Annotated in this window: 18 protein-coding genes, 1 tRNA gene and 1 riboswitch; of the genes, 5 read left to right on the top strand and 14 right to left on the bottom strand. The window is 72.1% G+C overall.

Going from position 1 to position 22,665, the window contains the following annotated elements:
• Positions 1-47 precede the first annotated feature (47 nt).
• On the bottom strand, positions 48-950 hold the full coding sequence (locus ACFYUZ_RS31965; protein WP_389315120.1) for a Bax inhibitor-1/YccA family protein: 903 nt from the start codon (positions 948-950) through the stop codon (positions 48-50).
• 184 nt (positions 951-1,134) lie between these two features.
• On the opposite strand from ACFYUZ_RS31965, the gene ACFYUZ_RS31960 reads away from it, so the two are divergent.
• Positions 1,135-1,752, top strand: coding sequence for a hypothetical protein (locus tag ACFYUZ_RS31960; protein WP_389315118.1), 618 nt, complete (start codon positions 1,135-1,137; stop codon positions 1,750-1,752).
• An 8-nt stretch (positions 1,753-1,760) separates the two neighbouring features.
• Here ACFYUZ_RS31960 and ACFYUZ_RS31955 read toward each other — a convergent pair.
• Positions 1,761-1,845, bottom strand: a tRNA-Leu gene (locus tag ACFYUZ_RS31955).
• A gap of 380 nt (positions 1,846-2,225) precedes the next feature.
• Here ACFYUZ_RS31955 and ACFYUZ_RS31950 point away from each other — a divergent pair.
• Together ACFYUZ_RS31950 and ACFYUZ_RS31945 are read left to right on the top strand one after the other, a co-directional pair.
• Positions 2,226-2,996 carry an ABC transporter ATP-binding protein gene (locus tag ACFYUZ_RS31950; protein WP_389315116.1) on the top strand — a complete coding sequence of 257 codons (771 nt, stop codon included), beginning with the start codon at positions 2,226-2,228 and terminating at the stop codon, positions 2,994-2,996.
• 53 nt (positions 2,997-3,049) lie between these two features.
• Positions 3,050-5,581: an ABC transporter permease gene (locus ACFYUZ_RS31945; RefSeq protein ID WP_389315115.1), complete on the top strand. Its 2,532-nt coding sequence runs from the start codon at positions 3,050-3,052 to the stop codon at positions 5,579-5,581.
• 62 nt (positions 5,582-5,643) lie between these two features.
• Here the strand turns inward: ACFYUZ_RS31945 and ACFYUZ_RS31940 are convergent, their stop codons facing one another.
• The 9 genes from ACFYUZ_RS31940 to ACFYUZ_RS31900 all read right to left on the bottom strand — a co-directional run bounded on the left by ACFYUZ_RS31940 (position 5,644) and on the right by ACFYUZ_RS31900 (position 16,162).
• Complete coding sequence (locus ACFYUZ_RS31940) at positions 5,644-6,942, bottom strand: class I SAM-dependent methyltransferase (RefSeq protein WP_389315113.1); 1,299 nt, start codon at positions 6,940-6,942, stop codon at positions 5,644-5,646.
• 192 nt (positions 6,943-7,134) lie between these two features.
• The gene (locus ACFYUZ_RS31935; protein WP_389315111.1) at positions 7,135-8,520 is read right to left on the bottom strand and encodes an NAD(P)/FAD-dependent oxidoreductase; all 1,386 of its coding nucleotides are present in this window, start codon (positions 8,518-8,520) and stop codon (positions 7,135-7,137) included.
• A 370-nt stretch (positions 8,521-8,890) separates the two neighbouring features.
• Complete coding sequence (locus ACFYUZ_RS31930) at positions 8,891-9,805, bottom strand: exopolyphosphatase (RefSeq protein WP_389315109.1); 915 nt, start codon at positions 9,803-9,805, stop codon at positions 8,891-8,893.
• Complete coding sequence (locus ACFYUZ_RS31925) at positions 9,802-10,341, bottom strand: DUF501 domain-containing protein (RefSeq protein ID WP_389315107.1); 540 nt, start codon at positions 10,339-10,341, stop codon at positions 9,802-9,804. Before ACFYUZ_RS31925 ends, ACFYUZ_RS31930 begins: the two co-directional genes overlap by 4 nt.
• A gap of 32 nt (positions 10,342-10,373) precedes the next feature.
• Positions 10,374-10,844, bottom strand: a complete 471-nt coding sequence (locus ACFYUZ_RS31920; protein ID WP_389315105.1) for a septum formation initiator family protein — start codon at positions 10,842-10,844, stop codon at positions 10,374-10,376.
• 90 nt (positions 10,845-10,934) lie between these two features.
• Entirely contained in the window at positions 10,935-12,221 is a 1,287-nt protein-coding gene (gene eno / locus ACFYUZ_RS31915) for a phosphopyruvate hydratase (protein ID WP_389315103.1), read from the bottom strand.
• Positions 12,222-12,579: 358 nt separating this feature from the next.
• Positions 12,580-13,302: a transglycosylase family protein gene (locus tag ACFYUZ_RS31910; RefSeq protein WP_389315102.1), complete on the bottom strand. Its 723-nt coding sequence runs from the start codon at positions 13,300-13,302 to the stop codon at positions 12,580-12,582.
• A gap of 3 nt (positions 13,303-13,305) precedes the next feature.
• Positions 13,306-13,479, bottom strand: a riboswitch (cyclic di-AMP (ydaO/yuaA leader).
• Between the two features lie 258 nt (positions 13,480-13,737).
• Entirely contained in the window at positions 13,738-14,784 is a 1,047-nt protein-coding gene (locus ACFYUZ_RS31905) for a transglycosylase family protein (RefSeq protein ID WP_389315100.1), read from the bottom strand.
• Between the two features lie 94 nt (positions 14,785-14,878).
• On the bottom strand, positions 14,879-16,162 hold the full coding sequence (locus ACFYUZ_RS31900; RefSeq protein ID WP_389315098.1) for a cytochrome P450: 1,284 nt from the start codon (positions 16,160-16,162) through the stop codon (positions 14,879-14,881).
• Between the two features lie 88 nt (positions 16,163-16,250).
• Between ACFYUZ_RS31900 and ACFYUZ_RS31895 the strand changes: the two genes are divergently transcribed.
• Positions 16,251-17,486, top strand: a complete 1,236-nt coding sequence (locus ACFYUZ_RS31895) for a globin domain-containing protein (RefSeq protein ID WP_389315096.1) — start codon at positions 16,251-16,253, stop codon at positions 17,484-17,486.
• A 13-nt stretch (positions 17,487-17,499) separates the two neighbouring features.
• Here the strand turns inward: ACFYUZ_RS31895 and ACFYUZ_RS31890 are convergent, their stop codons facing one another.
• From ACFYUZ_RS31890 to ACFYUZ_RS31880, 3 genes are all read right to left on the bottom strand, one after another.
• The gene (locus ACFYUZ_RS31890) at positions 17,500-18,471 is read right to left on the bottom strand and encodes a nucleoside triphosphate pyrophosphohydrolase (RefSeq protein WP_389315094.1); all 972 of its coding nucleotides are present in this window, start codon (positions 18,469-18,471) and stop codon (positions 17,500-17,502) included.
• Positions 18,472-18,490: 19 nt separating this feature from the next.
• Positions 18,491-19,135: a SurA N-terminal domain-containing protein gene (locus tag ACFYUZ_RS31885; protein ID WP_389315092.1), complete on the bottom strand. Its 645-nt coding sequence runs from the start codon at positions 19,133-19,135 to the stop codon at positions 18,491-18,493.
• A gap of 80 nt (positions 19,136-19,215) precedes the next feature.
• Positions 19,216-20,199 carry a glycosyltransferase family 2 protein gene (locus ACFYUZ_RS31880; protein WP_389315090.1) on the bottom strand — a complete coding sequence of 328 codons (984 nt, stop codon included), beginning with the start codon at positions 20,197-20,199 and terminating at the stop codon, positions 19,216-19,218.
• A 126-nt stretch (positions 20,200-20,325) separates the two neighbouring features.
• Here ACFYUZ_RS31880 and ACFYUZ_RS31875 point away from each other — a divergent pair, with 126 nt between their 5' ends.
• Complete coding sequence (locus ACFYUZ_RS31875; RefSeq protein WP_389315088.1) at positions 20,326-22,662, top strand: YfhO family protein; 2,337 nt, start codon at positions 20,326-20,328, stop codon at positions 22,660-22,662.
• The last annotated feature ends 3 nt before the right edge of the window (positions 22,663-22,665 follow it).

The following is a 22,665-nucleotide window of genomic DNA, read 5'->3' as shown; positions in this document are numbered from 1 at the left end:
CCCGGCACGAAGCCGGACGGGCCCTTCCCCCCGAGTCGGGGGGCGCGTCAGTCGTCGCCCTGCAGAATCGACAGCAGACGCAGCATCTCCAGGTAGATCCACACCAGGGTCATGGTGAGACCGAAGGCGGCCAGCCAGGCCTCCTCGCGCGGCGCGCCGTAGGTCACGCCGTCCTCGACCTGCTTGAAGTCGAGGGCGAGGAAGCAGGCGCCGAGGATGATGCCGACGATGCCGAAGACGATGCCGAGGCCGCCGCTGCGGAAGCCGAGGCCGTCACCGCCGCCGAAGATCGAGAACAGCAGGTTCACCGCCATGAGCAGCACGAAGCCCATCGCGGCGGCCATCACGAAGCCGTAGAAGCGGCGGGTGACGCGGATCCAGCCCATCTTGTAGGCGATGAGCACACCGGCGAAGACCGCCATCGTGCCCAGGACCGCCTGGATGACCACGCCGTCGGCGATGTACGTCGAGACGGCGGCCGAGATGACGCCGAGGAAGACGCCCTCGAAGGCCGCGTAGCCCAGGATCAGCGCGGGAGACGGCTTGCGCTTGAAGGACTGCACGAGCGACAGGACCAGCGCGACGAGACCGGCGCCGATGGCGATGCCGTAGGACTTGCCCAGGTTCGCCGGGTCGACCGGCAGCAGCAGCCAGGACAGCACGGCGGTGAGCACGACCGTGCCGAGCGTCATGGCCGTACGGCTCACGACGTCGTCGATCGTCATCACGTTGCCGCGGGCCTGCTGCGGGGCGCCGAGCTGGGTGTCCTGCGGGGCGTACGGGTTGGTGGCGTACGGGTTCGCCGCGCCCTGGGCGTACGGGTTGCCCGTGGCGTACGGGTTGGTTCCCACGGCGGGGCCCCCGGCCTGCGGCTGCTGCGCGTTGAAGCCCGCGTAGCCCGCGTCGCGGCTGAACCCCCGTCGCGAGAAGACCGGGTTGCTGCTCCTCATCTCACTCCTCCATGGCGGACCGCACGGCGCGGTCTTGCGTCAAGGGTAATGCGTAGGCAAAAGAAAGACCCTAGTGCTCGGGGAGGATCTTTTCCCGTAAGTTTTCGATCTTCGTCGGCTGCGGGCCTCCCCGTCCGGCCAGGCTCTTCCCGTCGGAAACACCCCCTACCCCGGGAGAGCCCCCTTGACCACCGCACCCGACGAGACCTGGACCCTGCGCCACGCGACCGCGTGGGTCTTCACCGCGAACGGCTCCCTCACCAGGCCCGTGATCCTGGTCGGCGACGCCGGCGTCGAGCCCGCCGCCCTCGCCGCGGCCGCGGACCACGGCTCGTACTCGCTCCTCTCGGAGCTGAGGGCGCGCGGCCACGACCTGGTCCTGCTCGGCCTGCCCGACGACGGCTCCATGACCGGCGACGGCGGGACCGTGCAGAACGCCGTCACGCGGGCGGCCGCGGAGCAGTCGGGCCCCCACCCCCTGACCGTCGGCGGCACCGGGCAGGGAGCCCTCGCCGCCCGCTACGCCCTCGCGGGCATGGAGTACCAGCGACTGGACCACCGGACGGGCGTCTTCTTCTCCCACAACGGCGCCGTCCCGGAGCTGGAGGACGAGGCCGAGCTGAGCCGCATGGGCGAGCGGCCCCGGATCCCCCGCTTCCTGCGGCTCGTCGACGAGGGCGTGACCGACGGCCTGACCGAGGAGATCGCCGAGGACACGGTCACCGGTGCGGGAGCGGCCTCCGGCGGGCCGGTCCTCTCCGAGGAGTACGGCTCCTGGCTGCTGAAGAACCTCCCGCGATAGCGGGACCGTGGTGCCCGGAACCGGACTCGAACCGGTACGGCCCGAAGGCCAGCGAGGTTTAAGCTCGCCGTGTCTGCGTTCCACCATCCGGGCGTCGCCGCGAAGCTCCGTGTCGGCAGCACGAGCCTATCGGGACGGTTTCCCCCGATCAGCGGAACTCCGGCCCGATGTTGTCTTATTTTATTGACGTCTGAGGGTGCGTCAGCGCAGGTGGGGGCCCTTTCGTCAAACTGTGACACGGGTCGCGGGCGCAAAGCCGCACCCCCTGGAATGACGAAAAGTCGTCGCACTTCTGTCACGTCGGCGCGACGGCGTCTCTCAGGGGCGCCGTCATACCTCAGGAGGACGGAACGACCCCCCGGTCAGACTCCAGGCTGCCCCCGGAACGGGCACGTGGACGGACGTCCCGGGCCGGAACGCTCGACACGATGGAGGGGTTCCCGAATCGCAGTCGCAGTGACAGGAGTCCTCCCGTGACCACCACCCCCACCGTGTCCCGCGCCACCGCGGTGGCCGCCCGCGCCACGGATCTCACGAAGGTCTACGGACACGGCGAGACCCAGGTGGTCGCGCTCGACCATGTCACCGTGGACTTCCGGCAGGGCGAGTTCACCGCGATCATGGGACCCTCCGGCTCCGGCAAGTCGACGCTCATGCACTGCGTCGCCGGCCTGGACTCCTTCTCCTCCGGCTCGGTCCGGATCGGCGAGACGGAGCTCTCCACCCTGAAGGACAAGCAGCTCACCCAGCTGCGCCGGGACAAGATCGGCTTCATCTTCCAGGCCTTCAACCTGCTGCCGACGCTGACGGCCATGGAGAACATCACGCTCCCGATGGACATCGCCGGCCGCAAGGCCGACCAGCAGTGGGTCCAGCAGGTCATCGACATGCTCGGCCTCTCCGGCCGCCTCAAGCACCGCCCGTCCGAGCTCTCCGGCGGCCAGCAGCAGCGCGTGGCCGTGGCCCGCGCCCTCGCCTCCCGCCCCGAGATCATCTTCGGCGACGAGCCCACCGGAAACCTGGACTCCCGCTCCGGCGCCGAGGTCCTCGGCTTCCTGCGCAACTCGGTGCGGGAACTGGGCCAGACCGTCGTCATGGTCACCCACGACGCGATGGCCGCCTCCTACGCGGACCGCGTGATCTTCCTCGCGGACGGCCGGGTCGTCGACGAGATGCTGCGCCCGACGGCGGACGGCGTCCTCGACCGCATGAAGGCCTTCGACGCCAAGGGCCGTACGAGCTGACGCGGCCCCGAGCCGCCCCGTCCGCCGCCCACTCGAACCTCCAGGACCCACCCATGTTCCGTACCGCCCTGCGCAACGTCCTCGCGCACAAGGCGAGACTGCTGATGACCGTCCTCGCCGTGATGCTCGGCGTGGCCTTCGTCTCCGGCACCCTCGTCTTCACCGACACCCTCTCCCAGGCCTTCCGCAACCAGTCGGCCAAGAGCTACGACGACGTCGACGTCGCCGTCGAGATGTACCCGAACCCCGAGGAGGCCCGGAAGACCCCCGGCCTCTCCCAGCAGGTCGTCGACGAGGTCGCGAAGCTCGACGGGGTCGCCTCCGTCTCCCCGCGCGTCGACGGCTTCGCCGGAGTGCCCGACAAGAACGGCAAGCTGATCGGCCTCGGCTGGGCCAACAAGGGCGCCAACTTCACCCCCGGCAAGGACGGCAAGGACCGCGCGTACGCCTTCACCTCGGGCGCGGGCCCGGTGCGGGACACCCAGATCGCCCTCGACAAGGACACCGCCGACAAGGGCGGCTACGAGGTCGGCGACACCGTCCGCGTCGCCACCAACGGCCCGGTGAAGGAGTACACCCTCTCCGGTGTCTTCACCACCGAGGACGGCGCCGTCAACGCCGGCGGCAGCCTGGTCGTCTTCGACACGTCCGTCGCGCAGAAGCTCTACCTGAAGCCCGGCTGGTTCCAGAGCCTGACCGTCACCGCCGCCCCCGGGGCCGACGACGCCAAGCTCCTCGACGAGGTCCTGAAGGTCGTCCCGAAGGCGGCCACCGCGCAGACCGGCGCGGCCCTCGCCGACCAGCAGGCCAAGGACATCGAGGCCGGCATGGGCGCGCTCAACCAGGTCCTCCTGGGCTTCGCCGGCATCGCGCTCTTCGTCGGGATCTTCCTGATCTCCAACACCTTCACCATGCTGGTCGCCCAGCGCACCAAGGAACTCGCGCTGATGCGCGCGGTCGGCGCCTCGCGCAAGCAGATCACCCGCTCCGTCCTCGCCGAGGCCGGTCTCGTCGGCCTGGTCGCCTCCGCCGTCGGCTACGTCCTCGGCATCGGCCTCGCCGTCGGCCTCCGCTCGGCCATGAGCGCCTTCGACCTGAAGGTCCCGGCCGGCGACCTCGTCCTCGGCGCCACCCCGGCGCTGGCCGCCTTCGGCGTCGGCGTCCTGATCACCATGCTCGCCGCCTGGCTGCCCGGCCGCCGCGCCGCGAAGATCCCGCCGGTCGCCGCCATGGGCAGCGTCCACGCCACCGCGAGCACCAAGTCGCTCGTCCTGCGCAACTCCTTCGGTGCCGCGCTCACCGCGCTCGGTGCCGTCCTGATCGTGCTCGGCGCGGGCCAGGGCGGCGACGAGGGCCGCATGTTCATCGCGGGCGGCGCGTTCCTCACCCTCATCGGCGTCATCGTCCTGATCCCGATGCTGTCCCGGCCCGTGATCGCCCTGATCCGCCCGCTGTTCGTCGGCGCCTTCGGGGTCTCCGGCAAGCTGGCCGGCCTGAACGCGGTCCGCAACCCGCGCCGCACCGGCGCCACCGCCTCCGCGCTCGCCATCGGCCTGACCCTCGTCACCGGCCTCTCGGTGCTCGGCGCCACCGTCGGCTCGGCCCTCGACAAGGCGACGACCGACCAGATCAAGGCCGACTACATGGTCACCATGGCCAGCGGCACCGGCCTCAGCCAGGAGGCGCTCACCGCGCTGGAGAAGGCCCCCGGGGTCACCGCGGTCTCGCCCCAGCAGGCCGGCGCGCTCGACATCGGGGGCACCTACACCTCGGCCTCCGGCGTCACCCCCGGCGCCGTCGAGAAGGTCCTCAAGCTCACCGTCGTGAACGGCTCGATGGCCTCGCTCGGCGAGGGGAAGATCGCCGTCGCCGAGAAGACCGCAGAGAAGCGCGGCCTGAAGGTCGGCGCCACCGTCCCGGTCGAGTACCTGGACAAGCAGAAGGCGAAGCTGACCGTCGGCGCGATCTACGAGGACAGCGAGTTCGTCTCGCCCGTCCTCCTCGACAAGAAGATCCTCGACGCCCACGAGGAGCAGCCCTACGTCCCGCAGATCTTCGTGAAGACGGACGGCGGCGCCTCCGCGGCCAACGAGCAGGCCCTGTCGAAGGCCATGGGCGACAACCCGGCCATCACCGTCATGGACCACAAGGACATCCGTGACACCTTCGGCGGCCCGATCAACATGCTGCTGAACATCATGTACGGCCTGCTCGGCATGGCCCTGATCATCGCCGTCCTCGGTGTCGTCAACACCCTCGCGATGTCCGTCTTCGAGCGCCAGCAGGAGATCGGCATGCTGCGGGCGATCGGTCTCGACCGGCGCCGGGTGAAGCGGATGGTCCGTCTGGAGGCCGTCGTCATCTCGGTGTTCGGCGCGGTCGTCGGCATCGGCCTCGGCTCGTTCCTCGGCTGGGCCGTCGGCGAGACCATCAAGAGCAGCCTGCCGGGCTACAGCCTGGTCCTGCCCTGGGACCGGATCGGGCTCTTCCTGGTCCTGGCCGCCCTGGTCGGCGTCCTCGCCTCCCTGTGGCCGGCCCGGAGCGCGGCGAAGCTGAACATGCTCTCCGCCATCAAGGCCGAGTAGACCCCGCACGACGGCGAAGGGCCGGCCTCCCGCTCGGGAGGCCGGCCCTTCGCGCGCGTGCGTCAGACCTTCTCGTTCCAGACGCGCGGCCGCAGCGCCGTCCCGCTCTTCCCCGACACCGGGGTCTTCACCGCGAGGAACTGGTTCACGCCGATCCGGTTGCGCTCGAAGGAGACCGCCGAGGCCGCCATGTAGAGCCGCCAGACGCGGGCCCGGCCGGCCGAGGTGAGCCGGACCGCCCGGTCCCAGTCGGCCTCCAGGTTGGCCACCCAGCGGCGCAGGGTCAGCGCGTAGTGCTCGCGGATCGCCTCCACGTCCCGGACCTCGAAGCCGGCGTCCTCCAGGACCGTCAGGGTGCTGCCCATGGGCGAGAGTTCACCGTCGGGGAAGACGTACGCGTCGATGAAGGCGTCGATCTCGTAGGCGTCCTCGTCCGGCTCGGGGCGCCGGGAGATCTGGTGGTTCAGGAGCCGCCCGCCGGGCTTGAGGAGGTCGTACAGGTCGTCGGCGTACTCCCGGTACTTCGCGGCGCCGACGTGCTCGGCCATGCCGATCGAGGAGATCGCGTCGTACGGGCCGTCGGTGACGTCCCGGTAGTCCTGGACGCGGATCTCGATCAGGTCGGTGAGGCCCTCGTCGGCGATCCGCTTGCGGGCGTGGGCGGCCTGCTCGCGGGAGAGGGTGACGCCGACGACCCTGGCGCCGTACTCGCGGGCGGCGTGGATGGCCATGGAGCCCCAGCCGCAGCCCACGTCGAGGAGCCGGTCGCCCTCCTTGAGGTTCAGCTTGCGGGCGACGAGGTCCAGCTTGTCGCGCTGGGCGTCCTCGAGGGTGCCGTCCTCGGACCAGTAGGCGCACGAGTAGACCATCGAGGGGCCGAGGACCAGCTCGTAGAAGTCGTTGCCCACGTCGTAGTGGTGACTGATCGCCTGCTTGTCGCGGCGCTTGCTGTGCCGGCTGCCGCTGCGGCCGCGCACCTCCTCGACCGGGGGCTTCGGCGGCGGAAGGGGGCCGGCGATCCGCAGCAGGGCGCGGGCGGCGGCGCGCAGTCTGGGGTCGCGCACGGAGTCCAGCAGGCTCCTGGTCTCCTCGCCGCGCTCCCACAGGAGGCCGGAGAGGCTGTCCAGGAGCGCGTAGAGGTCTCCCTCGACGTCGATCTCGCCGGCCACCCAGGCGCGGGCGAGGCCCAGTTCGCCGGGCTTCCAGATCAGTCGCCGCAGGGCCCGGCGGTCGCGGACGATCAGGACGGGACCACCGACGGGCCCGGCCTCGCTGCCGTCCCAGGCTCGCAGACGGACCGGGAGCGGTTCGCCGAGGAGTTCCTCGGCGAGAGTCGTCAGCCGCGACGCGGCGTCGGCCATGGTGCACACCTCCGTGATCTTCGTGCCCCAGAAATGTTCGTCACCAAGGGAACACCGTCCGTAGGCGTCGCAGTCCCGAAACGGCGCAACGAGTCGGCAAAACACGCGAAGGGCCGTCCGCACCACGGATGGCGGACGGCCCTTTTACGGCCTTGCGTGTTACTGCAGTTACTGCTGTTGCTGCGGGGGGTCTTACGAGGCCTTGGCCTTCTCCTGCGCCGGGGCGGCCGGCGCCGGGGCGGGCTTGGCCGCCTCGTAGAACTCCTCGCGCGGCGTCTCCATGGCACCGAGCGACACGACCTCGCGCTTGAGGAACATGCCGAGGGTCCAGTCGGCGAAGACGCGGATCTTGCGGTTGAAGGTCGGCATCGCCATGCCGTGGTAGCCACGGTGCATGTACCAGGCGAGACGGCCCTTGAGCTTGATCTTCATCTTGCCCATGACGATCATGGCGACGCCCTTGTGCAGGCCGAGGCCGGCCACCGCGCCCTTGTTGGCGTGGCTGTACTCCTTCTGCGGGAAGCCGCGCATGCCGGCCACCACGTTGTCGCCGAGGACCTTGGCCTGGCGCAGGGCGTGCTGGGCGTTCGGCGGGCACCAGGCGCGCTCGCGCGGGACGCCGGCCTTGATCGCGGCCATGTCCGGGACCTGGGCGTTGTCGCCCGCGGCCCAGACGTAGTCCATGCCGTTGACCTGGAGCTTCTCGTTGCAGTCCACGTGGCCGCGGGGGCCGAGCGGCAGACCGAAGCGGGAGAGCGCCGGGTTCGGCTTCACGCCGGCGGTCCAGACGATCGTGCTGGAGTCGACCTCGAGGCCGTTCTTCAGCACGACGTGGCCGTCGACGCAGGAGTCCATGGAGGTCTCGAGGTAGATCTCGATCCCGCGGGACTCCAGGTGCTCCTTGCCGTACTGGCCGAGCTTGGGGCCGACCTCGGGGAGGATCTTGTCGGCCGCGTCGACCAGGATGAAGCGCATGTCCTCGCGCGACACGTTCTGGTAGTACTTCGCGGCGTCGCGGGCCATGTCCTCGACCTCGCCGATCGTCTCGGCGCCGGCGAAGCCACCGCCGACGAAGACGAAGGTCAGGGCCTTGCGGCGGACCTCCTCGTCGGTGGTCGAGTCGGCCTTGTCGAGCTGCTCGAGGACGTGGTTGCGCAGGCCGATGGCCTCCTCGATGCCCTTCATGCCGATGCCCTGCTCGGCGAGACCGGGAATCGGGAAGGTGCGGGAGACCGCGCCCATCGAGATGACCAGGTAGTCGAACGGCAGCTCGTACGCCTCGCCGACGAGCGGCGCGATCGTGGCGACCTTGCGGTCCTGGTCGATGGTGGTGACCCGGCCGGTGAGCACCTCGGCTCCGCGGACGACGCGTCGCAGCGGGACGACGACGTGACGCGGGGAGATGCTGCCGGCGGCGGCTTCGGGGAGGAAGGGCTGGTAGGTCATGTACGACCGCGGGTCGACGACCGTGACGGTCGCCTCCGCGTAGCGCATCTTCTTGAGGATGCGCCGAGCTGCGTACAGGCCTACGTACCCGCCGCCTACTACGAGGATCCTGGGACGCTCCGTGGTGCTCATGGGATCGAGTATCCACCCCTCCCGAGGGGGGTGCTCGTGCGCCCCTTCACAAGGTTCTGGGACACCTCTGCTACACTCCGCCGCCCACGTGATCCATGTCATGGCGCTGCAAAGGAACCGGGGTGCACTGGTGAACGTTGTTCACCCCCCGTGAACTGGTCTGGAGAGCCTCCGTTAACGCTGAAGCGGACCCCCGCTTCACACGATGGAAACATCGAGCCAATCGGCCTCCGAACCTGCGAAAGGGCCCCGAGGCACCCCTCGAAGGGCCTAAGGACCCTCCTCGGGCGCCATCGGGGCCCTTTTCCTTGTGAAGAACTTCACGAACCTTTTCCGACGGGGTGTCGCCGGAGGGCTCGATAGGCGCCCACTATGCGACGGATAGGGCGATCCCATCGAGAATGTCGTGCTCGCTGACGACGACCTCGCGGGCTCCGACGCGCTCCACGATCTCCCGCAGGACGAGCGCCCCGGCGATGATCACGTCGACCCGGCCGGGGTGGATGACGGGGATCGCGGCCCGCTCGTCGTGGGTGGAGGCGAGCAGCCGCTCGGTCACCTCGGCGACCTGGGCGGCGGAGAGACGGGAGTGGTGGACCTTCTCGGAGTCGTACTCGGGGAGCCCGAGGGCGATCGCGGCGACCGTGGTGACGGAGCCGGCGAGCCCGACGAGGGTCTCCGCCGTGTCGATCGGCACGGCCTCGGCGGCCAGGTCGAGCGCGGCCCGGACGTCGGCGCGGATCGCGGCGACCTCCTCGGCGGTCGGCGGGTCGTGCCGGACGTGCCGCTCGGTGAGCCGGACGCAGCCGATGTCGACGGAGCGGGCGGCCTCGACGTGCTTGTTGCCGACCACGAACTCGGTGGAGCCGCCGCCGATGTCCACGACGAGGCGCCGGTCGTCCCCGTGCAGCTCGCCGGTGGCGCCGGTGAAGGAGAACTCGGCCTCCTGGTCGCCGGTGATGACCTCGGGCTCGACGCCCAGGATCTCCACGACCCCGTTCACGAAGTCCGCGCGGTTCTCGGCGTCGCGGGAGGCGGAGGTGGCGACGAAGCGGATCCGCTCGGCGCCCAGTTCCCTGATGACCTCGGCGTACTCGCGGCAGGCCGCGAAGGTCCGCTCCAGGGCCTCGGGGGCGAGCCGGCCCGTCTTGTCGACGCCCTGGCCGAGCCGGACGATCGTCATCCGCCGGTCCAGCTCGATCAGCTCGCCGGTCTCCGGGTGGACGTCGGCGACGAGGAGGCGGATGGAGTTCGTACCGCAGTCGATTCCGGCGACCCGGGTCACTTCTCGCCTTCTTCCTCGTCGGCGCAGGGGTTCACGCAGGGGCCCTTCGCCCACCACTCCGGCAGCATCGCGAGCGCCTCGTCGCCGAACGGGTTCACGCCCGGGCCCGCGGCCAGCGAGTGGCCGACGAGGACATGCAGGCACTTGACCCGGTCCGGCATGCCGCCGGCGCTCGGGAAGCCCTCCAGGACCTCGATGGCGTCGCGGCGGGCGATGTAGTCCTCGTGCGCGGCCCGGTAGGCGGCGGCGAGTTCCGGGTCGGTGGCGAGCCGGGCCTGCATCTCCTTCATGACCCCGTTGGCCTCCAGGGTGCCGATGGCCGAGGCCGCCCGGGGGCAGGTCAGGTAGTACGTGGTGGGGAAGGGCGTGCCGTCGGGGAGCCGGGGCGCGGTCTCGACGACGTCCGGGTTGCCGCACGGGCAGCGGTGCGCGATGGCGCGCAGGCCGCGGGGCGGGCGGCCGAGCTGGAGCTCGAAGGCGGCGATGTCCGTCTCGGTGGGCTCGGTGCGTTCGGTCTGCGGAGGGGGCGTTTCCATGTCTGCCTTGCTCGTGTGTCGCGGAGGAGTGGTCAGGGACGGTCGGCGTGGTCGACGCCGTCCCAGAGGTTGTCGTACCAGGGGCGGTCGGCCGCGCCCTGGTCGGCGCGGGGCCGTCGCTCCGCGTCGGGGTCGTCCACGGTGAAGCCGGTCTCGCCGGGCATCACGTAGTGCAGGTGCTCGCGGGCGAGGCGGCGGACGTAGGCCGGGTCCTGGAGGCGGGCCTTCTCGTCCTTCAGCTCCTCGACCCGCCGGGCGGCCTCGGCGGCCCGGCGCTCCTGTTCGGCGATCTCGCCCTGCTGGGAGACGTAGCTCCGCATCGGGTAGGCGAGCGCCACGACGAGGGAGCAGACCACGAGGGCCAGGAAGGCCGCGCGGCCGGTGAGCCGGGAGCGGCGGGCCTGACGGCGGGTCTGGGAGCGGTAGACACGGGCGGCGGTCTGCTCGCCGAGCAGTCTGATCCGGGTCGCGGTCGAGAACCGGTCCCGGTCCTTCGCGGCCATGTCGTGTCGCCTCCCCTGTTCACGCGTACGTCCCCGCACACGGTACGGGACCGAGTACGGGGACGGACGTAACTACAGCGTCAGGCGAGGTCAGCCCTTGAAGCGCGGGAAGGCGCTGCGGCCGGCGTAGACCGCGGCGTCGTCGAGGATCTCCTCGATGCGCAGCAGCTGGTTGTACTTGGCGACGCGGTCCGAGCGGGCCGGGGCGCCGGTCTTGATCTGGCCGCAGTTCACGGCGACGGCGAGGTCGGCGATGGTGACGTCCTCGGTCTCGCCGGAGCGGTGGGACATCATGCACTTGAAGCCGTTGCGCTGGGCGAGCTCGACGGCGTCGAGGGTCTCGGTCAGCGAGCCGATCTGGTTGACCTTGACCAGGAGGGCGTTGGCGGTGCCCTCCTCGATGCCACGGGCCAGGCGCTCCGGGTTGGTGACGAAGAGGTCGTCGCCGACGATCTGGACCTTGTCGCCCAGCTTCTCGGTGATGACCTTCCAGCCGGCCCAGTCGTCCTCGAACAGCGGGTCCTCGATGGAGACCAGCGGGTACGCGGAGACGAGCTCGGCGTAGTACTCGGTCATCTCGGCGGCCGAGCGGGACTTGCCCTCGAACTCGTACGCGCCGTCCTTGTAGAACTCGGACGCGGCGACGTCGAGCGCGAGCGCGACGTCGGTGCCCGGGGTGTAGCCGGCCTCCTTGATGGCCTCGACGATGAGGTCGAGGGCGGCGCGGTTCGACTCCAGGTTCGGGGCGAAGCCGCCCTCGTCGCCGAGGCCGGTGGAGAGGCCCTTGCGCTTCAGGACGCTCTTGAGGGTGTGGTAGATCTCCGCGCCCCAGCGGAGGGCCTCGGAGAAGGACTCCGCGCCGATCGGGGCGATCATGAACTCCTGGATGTCCACGTTGGAGTCCGCGTGCGAACCGCCGTTGAGGATGTTCATCATCGGAACGGGCAGCAGGTGCGCGTTCGGGCCGCCCAGGTAGCGGAAGAGCGGGAGGTCGCTGGCCTCGGAGGCGGCGTGCGCGACGGCGAGGGAGACGCCGAGGATGGCGTTGGCGCCGAGCGAGCCCTTGTTCTCGGTCGCGTCCAGGTCGAACATGGCCTGGTCGATCAGGCGCTGCTCGGTGGCGTCGTAGCCGACGAGCTCCGGGCCGATCTGCTCGATGACGGCGAGGACGGCCTTCTCGACACCCTTGCCCTGGTAACGGTTGGGGTCACCGTCGCGGAGCTCGATGGCCTCGAAGGCACCGGTGGAGGCACCGGACGGAACGGCAGCACGGCCGGTGCTGCCGTCGTCGAGGCCGACCTCGACCTCGACCGTGGGGTTGCCTCGGGAGTCCAGGATTTCCCGGGCTACGACGACGTCGATGGACGGCACGAGCATCTCCTTCTGGGATGTGACGCTGGATGTGACGCAAGGTCGGTGCAGGGTCGCGTGGCCTTGCGGCAAGAGCCTAACCGGCTCGGGGGCTCCGACCGGCCGGGCGCCCGCCCGCTGGGACGAAAAAGGACCCAAGGGCACGCATCCCGGGACGAAGGACCCCAGATCTACTGGACGGTAACCGCCAGGGGCCCCGGGGCTCCGCGAGCGGCCTCCGCGAGCGGCCCCCCGCGAACGGTCTCCGTGAACGGGGGAACCCCGGTCCGGCGCGCACGGGGGAAGGGCGCGCCGGACCGGGGTGGTCACCGCGGGAGGGTCGTCGGGGCCGCGTGAGCCGCCGGACTCACGCGAGCCGCCGGGCTCACTTCAGGTGGAGCTGCTGACCCGGGTAGATGAGGTCGGCGTTCTCGACGACGTCCTCGTTCAACTCGAAGAGCTTGGCCCAGCCGCCCTTGACGCCGTGCGCCTGGGCGATCTTGCTGAGGGTGTCGCCGGTGACGACCTTGTACTCGCCGTCGCCCTTCTTGACCTTCTCACCGGTCGGGGTGGTGACGGTCTTGGGGGCCTTGCGCTGCTCGCTGCGGGTGGTCGGCTGCTCGGCGCGACGCTCCTGCTGCTTCGGCGCGGCCTGCTGCGGCGCGGCCTGCTTCGGGGCGGCCTGCTGGGGCTCGCTCTGCTGCGGGGTGCTCTCGGCGGCGCCGCCGTCGTAGGAGGCACCGGAGAGGCCGACGCCGCAGCTCGGCCACGCGCCCTTGCCCTGGCCCGCGAGGACCTTCTCGGCGACGGCGATCTGCTGGGACTTCGACGCCAGGTCGGCGCGCGGGGCGTAGGCGGTGCCACCGAAGGCGGCCCAGGTGGAGTTGGTGAACTGCAGGCCGCCGTAGAAGCCGTTGCCGGTGTTGATGGCCCAGTTGCCGCCGGACTCGCACTGGGCGACGGCGTCCCACTCGGCGGAGGTGGCGGCCGAGGCGGTGCCCGCGGTCATCAGCGGGGCGGCGACGGCGATGCCGGTGACGCCGACGAGGGCGGCGACCTGGGTGGCCTTGGAGGGACGGCGGTGTTTGCCCTTGGCGGAAAACAGCATGGGGATTCTCCTCACCGACGCCTGTGAGGTGAGCTGTCGGGTTCGGGCCGGAAAGTTGCCCGGCCGCGTGTCCTTGCACGCGGCTTCACCCCAAGCCGGTCGTCGGCCGTCTGTCTCAACGGCCGGGACCGGCACTTACCTTGGGTCCCCCACTCCTGCCTTCGGCGCTTGCGCGACGACTGTTCCCATCGGCCGACGGCAGGATTCGGCGTTTCGGTCGACGGGGCCCGCGGTGGCGAGCGGTGACGACCGTAGACACAGACCCGCCGGAAGTTCAAAGAGGCGCAATGAGGAAAAATCGCCCTTGTCCACCCTCCGGCGGGTGGTGTTTGTGCAGGTGAGAGGTGACGGAAGCAAAGTTTGCGGACGCGACACGCCAGTTGGGGCGAAGAGACCCATGTCTCACTTCCCCAGAACCGGACATAAGCCCGCGAACTAACCGGCCGCCGTCGTCGAACCCACCGTCAGGTCGAGGCTCTGACCAGGCAGGATGAGGTTCGGATCGGTGCCCACCGTCTGCCGGTTGGCGTCGTAGAGGGCGGTCCAGCCCCCGGAGAGTTCGTTCTCCTGCGCAATGCCGGACAGGCTGTCGCCCGGCTGCACGGTGTACTCGCCCGGAGTGTCCTGACTGTCCGTTGCGCCCGAATTCTTCGCTTCGTCAGTCGCGGGCGTGGCGTCGACCTTTTCACCCATCTTGTCCACACTCGAAGCGTGTCGACCCGATTCGGGCGAACCACCCGTCTTGTCGGATTCCTCAGGCGCGGCCTCGCCCCGGTGCTTGCCGGTGCCGGGGGTGGCCGACGGCGCGTCAGCTCCCGGCGTGACGGACGAATCCGGCGTACCGGGCGTAACGGAAGCACCGGGAGCGCCCGGAGCCGTCGGCGCGGCGGGCGTGGCGGACGTGGCCGGCGCGGTCGGCGTGGCGGAGGTCACCGGAGCGGTCGGCGTGGCCGGCGCGGAGGGGGTCGCGGACGCGGCGGACCGGTCCGCCGTCCCCGCGGTCGCCGACGGAGCCGTCGGGGTGCCGGCGGTGCGGTCGGACTCGGGAAGGGGGCCGGTGGGCGCCGCCGGGACGACGGCCGGGCCGGGGTTCACGCCGGTGGCCTTGCCGTCGTTGGTCAGGCCCGCGATCGGCGCGCAGGTGGCCCACTCGGTGCTGCCCTTGGCGAGGGCCTTCTCGGCCACCGCGATCTGCTGGGCGCGGCTGGCCAGGTCGGGGCTGGGCGCGTAGGCGAGGCCGCCGTTGCGCTCCCAGCTGTCCTGGGTGAACTGGAGGCCGCCGTACATGCCGTTGCCGAAGTTGGCGCTCCACTGGCCACCGGACTCGCACTCGGCGACCCGGTCCCAGGTGGCGGCGTCGGCGGCGGAGGCGGATCCGGTGGCGAGCAACGGCAGCGCCATGGCGGATCCGGTCACACCTGCGGCGACGACGAGGGCGGGGGCCTGACGGGGGCGACGGTGTCGTCCGTTCCCGGAACGCATAGGAACGCCTTTCGCGTGACGGCTGAGACTGCCGGGAAACGTAGCGGCATTCGAACGTCCGTCACAAGTCGATGGCGCCACGATCACACGAAGATCACATTTCTGATGGCACGTCAGTGGGCGGGACCGGTACGGAAGGGGAGAACTCCACCGGAAGCGTGCGCAAACCACGCATGATGAGGCCACCGCGCCACCGCAGTTCGGCCGGATCGGCGGCGAGCCGCAGGTCCGGCAGCCGGGTCAGCAGGGTCGCGAGCGCCGTCTGCCCTTCGAGGCGGGCGAGCGGCGCGCCCAGGCAGTAGTGGATGCCGTGCCCGTAGCCGAGGTGCTGGTTGTCGCGCCGGGCGAGGTCGAGGGTGTCCGGCCCGTCGAACCGCTCCGGGTCCCGGTCGGCGGCGGCGAGCACCACGAGCACCGGATCGCCCGCCGGGATCTCCTGCCCGCCGATGGTCAGCGCCCGCGTCGCGTACCGCCAGGTCGCCATCTCCACGGGCCCGTCGTACCGCAGCAGCTCCTCGACCCCGGTCTCCAGGAGGCCGGTCTCCCCGGCGGCGAGCGAGGCCTGGAGCCGCGCGCGCTGCCCGGGGTGGCGCAGCAGCTGGTACACGCCGTTGCCGATGAGGTTGACGGTCGTCTCGAAGCCGGCGAACAGCAGGATGAAGGCCATGGCGGCGGCCTCGTTCTCGGTGAGGTGCTCGCCGTGGTCGGAGGCCTTGATGAGCCCCGAGATGAGGTCGTCTCCCGGCTCTTCGCGCTTGCGGTGGATCAGCTCGGCGAGGTAGCCGCGCATCTTCTTCACCGACCGGGCGACCCCGCCGCGCGGGCCCCCGCCGTGCCGGATCATCATCCCGGCCCAGTCCCGGAAGTCGTCCTGGTCCTCCGGCGGCACGCCGAGCAGGTCGCAGATCGCGTAGATGGGCAGCGGGAAGGCGAACTCGTGGATGAGGTCGGCGCTCCCCCGCTCGGCGAAGGCGTCGATGAGACGGTCCGTGAGCTCCTGCACCCGCGGGGCGAACTCGGCGACCCGGCGCGGGGTGAAGGCCTTCGAGACGAGCCGCCGCAGCCGGGTGTGGTCCGGCGGGTCGATGTTGAGCAGATGCGTCATCAGCTCGGCCTTGCGCTCGCCGGGGATGCCGGTCTTCCCCTTCGCGTGCGGGGACTCGTCGTGGTGCGCGGGGTTCTTGGAGAGCCGCTGGTCGGCGAGGGCCTGCCGGGCGTCCGCGTACCGGGTCACGAGCCAGGCCTCGACCCCGCTGGGCAGCGTCGTCCGGTGGACGGGGGCGTGCTCCCGCAGCCAGGCGTAGGCGGGGTAAGGGTCGCCGGCGAACTCCCAGGTGAAGAGCTCGGGCGCGGGGGCGGGGCCGGGGGTCGTACTCACGCCACGACCGTACAGGGCGGTCCCGGGAGGCAGACCATGTGGAGAATCCGTGATCGACCCGTGCGGGTTGTGCCCTAGATTCCTGTCAGTGGATCACCAGCTGCTCCGGAGCACGTTCGCGGTCGTCGAGAGACGGGCCGAGCACGCCGTCACGTTCTTCTACTCGCACCTCTTCCGGCACAACCCCGGGGTGCGCGAGCTCTTCCCCGAGGACATGCTCCCCCAGCGGGACCGGCTCCTCGCCGCGCTCACGCATGTGGTGACCCACCTGGAGGACCCCGGGCTCGCGGCCTACCTCGGGCAGCTGGGCCGCGACCACCGCAGGTTCCTCGCCTCCCCCGCGCTGTACGCGGCCGTCGGGCAGAGCCTGGTCGCCGCGTTCGCGCACGCGGCCGGCGCCGCCTGGACGATCGAGGCGGAGAAGGCCTGGACCGAGGCGTACGGGCACGTCGCCGATCTGATGCTGGCGGGCGCCGACGCGGCGGCCGGGGCCGGGGAGCCCGCCTGGTGGGACGCGGACGTCGTGCGGCACGAGCGGTACGGCGACGACCTGGCCGTCCTCACCCTCCGCCCCCGCCGGCCCCTCCCCTACCTGCCCGGCCAGTACGTCAGCGTCAGCTCGCTGCGGGTCCCGCGCGTCTGGCGCACCTACTCCCTCGCCGACGCGCCCCGCCCCGACGGCACGGTGGAGCTGCACGTGAGCCGGGTCGCGGGCGGCGCGATGAGCACGGCGCTGGTCGAGGAGACGGGCCCGGGCGAGGTGCTGCGGCTCAGCGCCCCCGGCGGCGGGCTCGTCGCGCGGACGCCGCCGGGCGGACTGCGCACCTATATATGCGGGGGCACGGGCTGGGCCCCGGTGCGGGCGCTCCTGGCGGAGGCCGCCGGGGCCGAGCCGGGGCTGGAGGGCCGGCTGTTCGTGGTGGCCCGCTCCAGGGAGTACCTGTACGCGCGCGAGGCCGCCGAGCTCCTGAAGGAGCGCCTCCCCGGCCTGAACGTCACCTACATCACGGCCGCGCCCCGGCAGCGCAAGGACCGGGCGACCGAGCGGCTGCTCCAGGCGCTGCGGGCGTGCGTCCGATGGTCCGCGCACGACGTGTACCTCGCCGGGCCGCCGGCCTTCGTGGCGGAGGTCGCCGAGCTCCTGGAGGAGCTGGGCACGGACCCGGCGCGGATCCACCACGACACCCTGCCGCCCGTGGGCCGCTTCACCACCCGCCCGAGCACGGCGGCCGAACGCCTCCTGAGCCCCCCGGCGCCCCTCTGGCACGACCCGGAGGCCCGGGCGCCGCGCGCCCGGAGCCGGGGGACGTCCTTCGGACCGTGACCGGACAGCACACCTAGGGGATGTCCTTCACGCCCTCCGCCGCGCGGATCGTGTCGCGGTACGTCCGGGCCGCCGCCCGCAGGGCCGCCTCCGGGTCCACGCCGGCCGCGTCGGCGCGGGCGGCGAGGGCGAGCAGTTCGTAGCCGATGCCCTCGCCCGCCGGGAGCTCGACGTCGAGGCCCGCCGTGCGGACCCGGCCCGCGAGCTTCGCGGCGAGCGCGAGCCCCGGCTGCCCGAGCGGCACCCCGTCGGTGACGGACTCCCGCTGCTTCTCGACGGCCTTGGTGCGCAGCCAGTGCGCGTGGACGTCCTCGGGGGTCTCGGCGGTGGCGTCCCCGAAGACGTGCGGGTGCCGGTGGATCAGCTTCTCGACGAGCGTCCCGGCGACGTCGTCCACGGAGAACGGTTCCTCCGCGTCCTCCTCGGCGATCCGGGCGTGGAAGACGACCTGGAGCAGCACGTCCCCGAGCTCCTCGCGCAGCTCCCGCCGGTCGCCCTCCTCGATCGCCTCGACGAGCTCGTACGCCTCCTCGATGGCGTACTTGGCGAGCCCCCGGTGGGTCTGGCGGGAGGTCCAGGGGCACTCGCGGCGGATGCGGTCCATGATCTGCACGAGGTCGAGGAGGCGGGCGCCGGGCAGGTCGTACGAGCCGGGCAGCAGCTCCAGGTCGGGCATGGACACGCGGCCTGAACCGGCGAGCCGGGCGAGGCCGTCGGTCAGCGCCCTGTCCCCCTCGCCGGAGGGCAGCAGCAGGACCGTGCGGCCTCCGGCGCAGGCCTCGACGAGCTCCTCGGCGGTGGGCCGGACGTGCTCGACGGCGACGCCGGCCTCCCGCAGGTACGGCAGCTGGGGGTGGTCCTCGTCGGGGCAGAGCACCCGGTCGGCCCCGTGCAGCGCCTGCCAGGCGGGCCAGGACAGCAGTCCGGGCGCCACGCGGTGGCTGGCGGTGAGCAGGACGATGCGGCCGGGGCTCTCAGAAGTCACCCCTCGAACCTACCTCGGCTCATGCTCCGGACGGGACGGCGGCCGGGTCCTGGCTGATCTGGCGGAGCCAGGGGGCCGTGGTGTCGGAGAGCCGGACCTGGGCGTCGTCCCAGCGGCCGTAGCGCGGGTTCACCTCGATGCCGAGCTTCTTGGAGGCGGCGGAGAAGACGTCCGTCAGCTTCTTCTGGCCCTCGGGGCTCTCGGTGACCCCCAGCTTCTGGGCGATCTTGTTCATGAGGACGTTGCGGCGGACGAACGCGTCGATCTGGTCGGGCGCCACGCCCTGCTCCTGGAGGAGGACGGCCTTGAGCTGCTCCTCGCCGCCGGCCTGGCGGACGAAGGAGTCCCGGGCCTGCTGGAGTTCGGCGCGGCCGGCGGTGACGCCGTTGTCGCGGGCGACCTCGTCGACGACCCGGTCGAAGATCATGACGTTGAGCTTGCGGCGGCTGAGGTCACCGGTGGCCGCGACGAGCTGCGCGGACTGCGGCGAGGCCGCCTGCGCGTCCCGCACGTCCTCGACCTGCGCCTGCAGGCCGGCGACCTCGATCCGCTGGCCGCCGACGACGGCCGCCGCTCCTGGATGGGCGTCACTGCCGCAGGCGGTGAGCAGCGGGGCCGCGGCGAGGAGGGCGGCGGAGACGGTGAGCGCAGTGCGGCGGTGCAAAGGAGCCTCCCGGGCTGGTCGTGCGTCAGTTGAACGACCTTGCGGTGATCGATGGTAGGGAGTCGCCGGGGCCGGAGCCACTACTTCGGAGCGACTGTTTCCCACAACGACTCACCCGTCACCCGGGTGTCGGCCGCCCGCGAAGCGCCGCTCGTCTCCTTCAGCAGGTAGTGCGGCCGCCGCTTCACCTCGTAGTAGATGCGTCCGACGTACTCGCCGATCAGCCCGGCCATCACCATCTGCACCCCGGCGAGGGCGGTGACGGCGACGAGGAGGGTGACGTAGCCGGGGGTGTCGACGCCGTTGACGAGGGCGTCGCCGACGATCCAGGCCGCGTAGCCGAGGGCGACGACGGTGAGGAGGAGCCCGAGGTGGACGGCGGCCCGCAGGGGCTTGTTGTTGAAGGAGAGGAGGCCGTCGAGGCCGTAGTTGAGGAGCTTGCCGAAGGTCCACTTGGAGCGGCCCTGCTCGCGGACGGCGTTCTCGTAGGAGAAGGTCGTGGTGCGGAAGCCGACCCAGGCGAAGAGGCCCTTGGAGAAGCGGTTGTACTCGCCGAGTCCGAGGACGGCGTCGACGGTGCGCCGCGACAGCAGCCGGAAGTCCCCGACGCCGTCGACGAGCTCGACGTCGACGAGCCGGTTGATCGCCCGGTAGTAGAGGCGGGCGGTGAGGGTACGGGTGACCCGGTCGCCCTCGCGGGTGCGGCGGGCGACGACCTGGTCGTACCCCTCGGCGTGCAGGGCGACCATGCGGTGCACGAGCTCCGGCGGGTGCTGGAGGTCGGCGTCCATGATCACGACGGCGTCTCCGGCGGCGTGCCGGAGCCCGGCGAGCATCGCGGCCTCCTTGCCGAAGTTGCGGCTGAAGGAGAGGTAGCGGACCCGGTCCGGGTCGCGGCCGGCGAGCTCCTGGAGCAGGGGGAGGGTCCCGTCCCGGCTGCCGTCGTCCACGTAGACGATCTCGAACTCCCCGTCGAGGCGGTCCAGTTCGGCGGTCACGTGGTCGTGGAAGCGGGCGAGGACGTCCTCCTCGTTGAAGCACGGGACGACGATCGAGAGCAGCACGCGGACCACGACAACGGAGCCCGGTGTCCCGGCCGGTCCGGGTGGATGACCTTCAGACGACCATCTCGTGAACTGGCCCGGCGGGCCCGCCCCTTCCCGTGGGGGCGCTGGCATATTCGAACGGCCATGCCGAACGCCACGCGCTTCCAGCCGCCCCCCGCCCGCCCCTCCGGCCCGCTCGCTCCGGCGCTCGCCGCCGCCCTGTCCGTCGTCGCCGTCTGCGGCGGGGACGCCGTCGCCCGGGTGTTCCCCTTCGGGCCGCGCCGCCGGGCCGTCAACGACCTCGCCAACCAGTTCGTGCCGTTCCACGCGCACCTGTGGGACCTGCTGCGCGGCCGGGCGGACGGCGGGCTGCTGCTGGACTGGGGGGCCGGCTGGGGCACGAGCTTCCTGCCCGACTACGGCACCTATCTGTCGAGCCCCTTCGCGCCGCTGGTCGCGCTCTTCCCGCGCGGCGACGTCGAGTACGCGGTGTACGGGATCACCGTCCTGAAGACGGCGGTCGCGGCGGCGGCGATGACGTTCCTGCTGCGGCGCCTCGGCCCGGCCGGGGCGTGGTGGTGGGCGGCGGTGCTCGGCGCCTCGTACGCCCTGTGCGGGTGGTCGCTCGCGGAGGGCACGTACAACCCGATGTGGCTGGACGGCCTGGTCGCCTTCCCGCTGCTCTGCCTGGTGGGCGAGTGGGTGCGGGAGGGCCGGCGGCCGCTCCTGGGGTCCCTGGTGGTGGCGGGCTGCTGGTTCGCGAACTTCTACACGGCGTACATGGCGACCCTGGGCGCCGCCCTGGTGCTCCTGGTCCGGCTGGCGGTCACGGACTCCTTCCGGTGGCGGACGCTGCTCCGCGCGGCGGTGACGACGGCCCTCGGCGTGGGCCTCGCGGCCCCCGTCCTGGTGCCCGTCCTCCTCGGCTCCCGGCACGCCTACCCGGGCGTCGTCCGGGACTTCGTCCCGGCGGCCGGCACGGACTTCTTTGCCCGGTTGCTCCCGGCGACCTACAGCTTCTCGACGCCAGCGGCCTTCGTCTGCACGGCGGTGCCGCTGCTCGCGGGGGCGCTGCTCTTCCGCCGGGACGCGCCGGGCCGCGAGCGGTGGCTGTGGGGCGGTCTGTGCGCGGCGGCCGCGGCGTCGATGCAGTGGGGTCCGACGCACCTCGTCTGGCACGTCTTCGCCACCCCGAACGGCAGCCCGTACCGCCAGACCTTCGTCCTGTCCGGCGTCCTGGTCCTCACCGCCTGGACGGGCCTCGCCCACGGCCTCCCGGACCGCAGGTCGCTGCTCGGCGGGGCGGCGGTCGTCCTGGCCCTCACGGCCGGGGCCCTGCCGAGCCCGCTCCTCACCCCCTGGGCGCTGCTCCTCGCGGGCGTCGGCCTGGCGGCGGTGGCGGGCGCGCTCCTCCTGCCCCGCCGGGGCCGGTACGGACTCCTCGCCGCGCTCCTCGTGACCGGAACCCTGCTGGGGCAGGCGGCGGCGACCACGGCGTACGCGGACCGGGAGCGGCTCGCCCGGCTCGACGACTACCCGCCGTGGGGCGCGGAGCACGAGCGGCGGGCGGCGGCGCTCGCGGCGGCGGACGGCTGGCCCGCCTACCGCACGGACTCCGGGCTGCCCCGGGTCGCGGGCAACGATCCGCTGCTCCTGGGCGGCCAGGGCGCGGCGTACTACAGCAGCCACACCCCGGCGGTCCTGACGGAGACCCTGGCCGCGCTCGGCGGCGGCTGGACCTCGCGCGGCCGGAACCTGCCGAGCCTGGACAATCCGGTGACGGACGCGCTGTTCGGCGTGGGCGCGCGCTGGCGGGACGGCGCGGTCGTGCGTACGGACACGCGCCTGCCGCTGGTGACGGTACGGCCCCCGGGCCCGCCCCCGGTCTACGGCCCGTCGCCCTTCCGCAACCAGGAACTCCTGCTCGGCGCCCGGGTGTACGGGGCTCCGCGCGCGGGCGCCTGCCGGGTCGACACGGAGGTCTTCCTCTGGTCCCCCGACGCGACGGGCACGGCCCGCCTCGGCGGGAACGCCCCGGTCCACCTCCTCGGCGGCACCCCGAAGCGCCGCGCGGCCCTGGCCTCGCTGGGCGTCCAGCGGGTCCCCGGCCTGAGGCCGGACCTGCCGGGGCCGGGCGAGCTGGGCTGCCTGGACCACGACCGCCTCCGCTCGGCGGTGACCGCCCTGCGCGCCCGCGCGGCGACCTCGGTCCGCGTCACCCCGGACGGCATACGGGCCACCCTCCCGCCGGGCGCCGGCACGGCGGTCGTCGCGGCGCCCCGCATCGCGGGCTGGCACTGCGGGGGCGCCGAACCGGCCTCGTACGGCGGCCTCCTGGCCGTCCCGGCCGGCGGCGGCGAGCTCTCCTGCACGTTCCGCCCGCCGGGCCTGCGGGCGGGCCTGGCGGCGGGGGCGGTGGCGGCGCTGGGGCTGCTGGGGGTGGTCCTGGTGCGCGTCAGGGCCGGGCGGTCGCCTCGCTGACGG

Source organism: Streptomyces sp. NPDC004266 (assembly GCF_042874095.1).
Taxonomy (GTDB): Bacteria; Actinomycetota; Actinomycetes; order Streptomycetales; family Streptomycetaceae; genus Streptomyces.
Note: the sequence above shows the minus strand (reverse complement) of the source record. Positions and strands in the feature narration are given on the sequence as shown.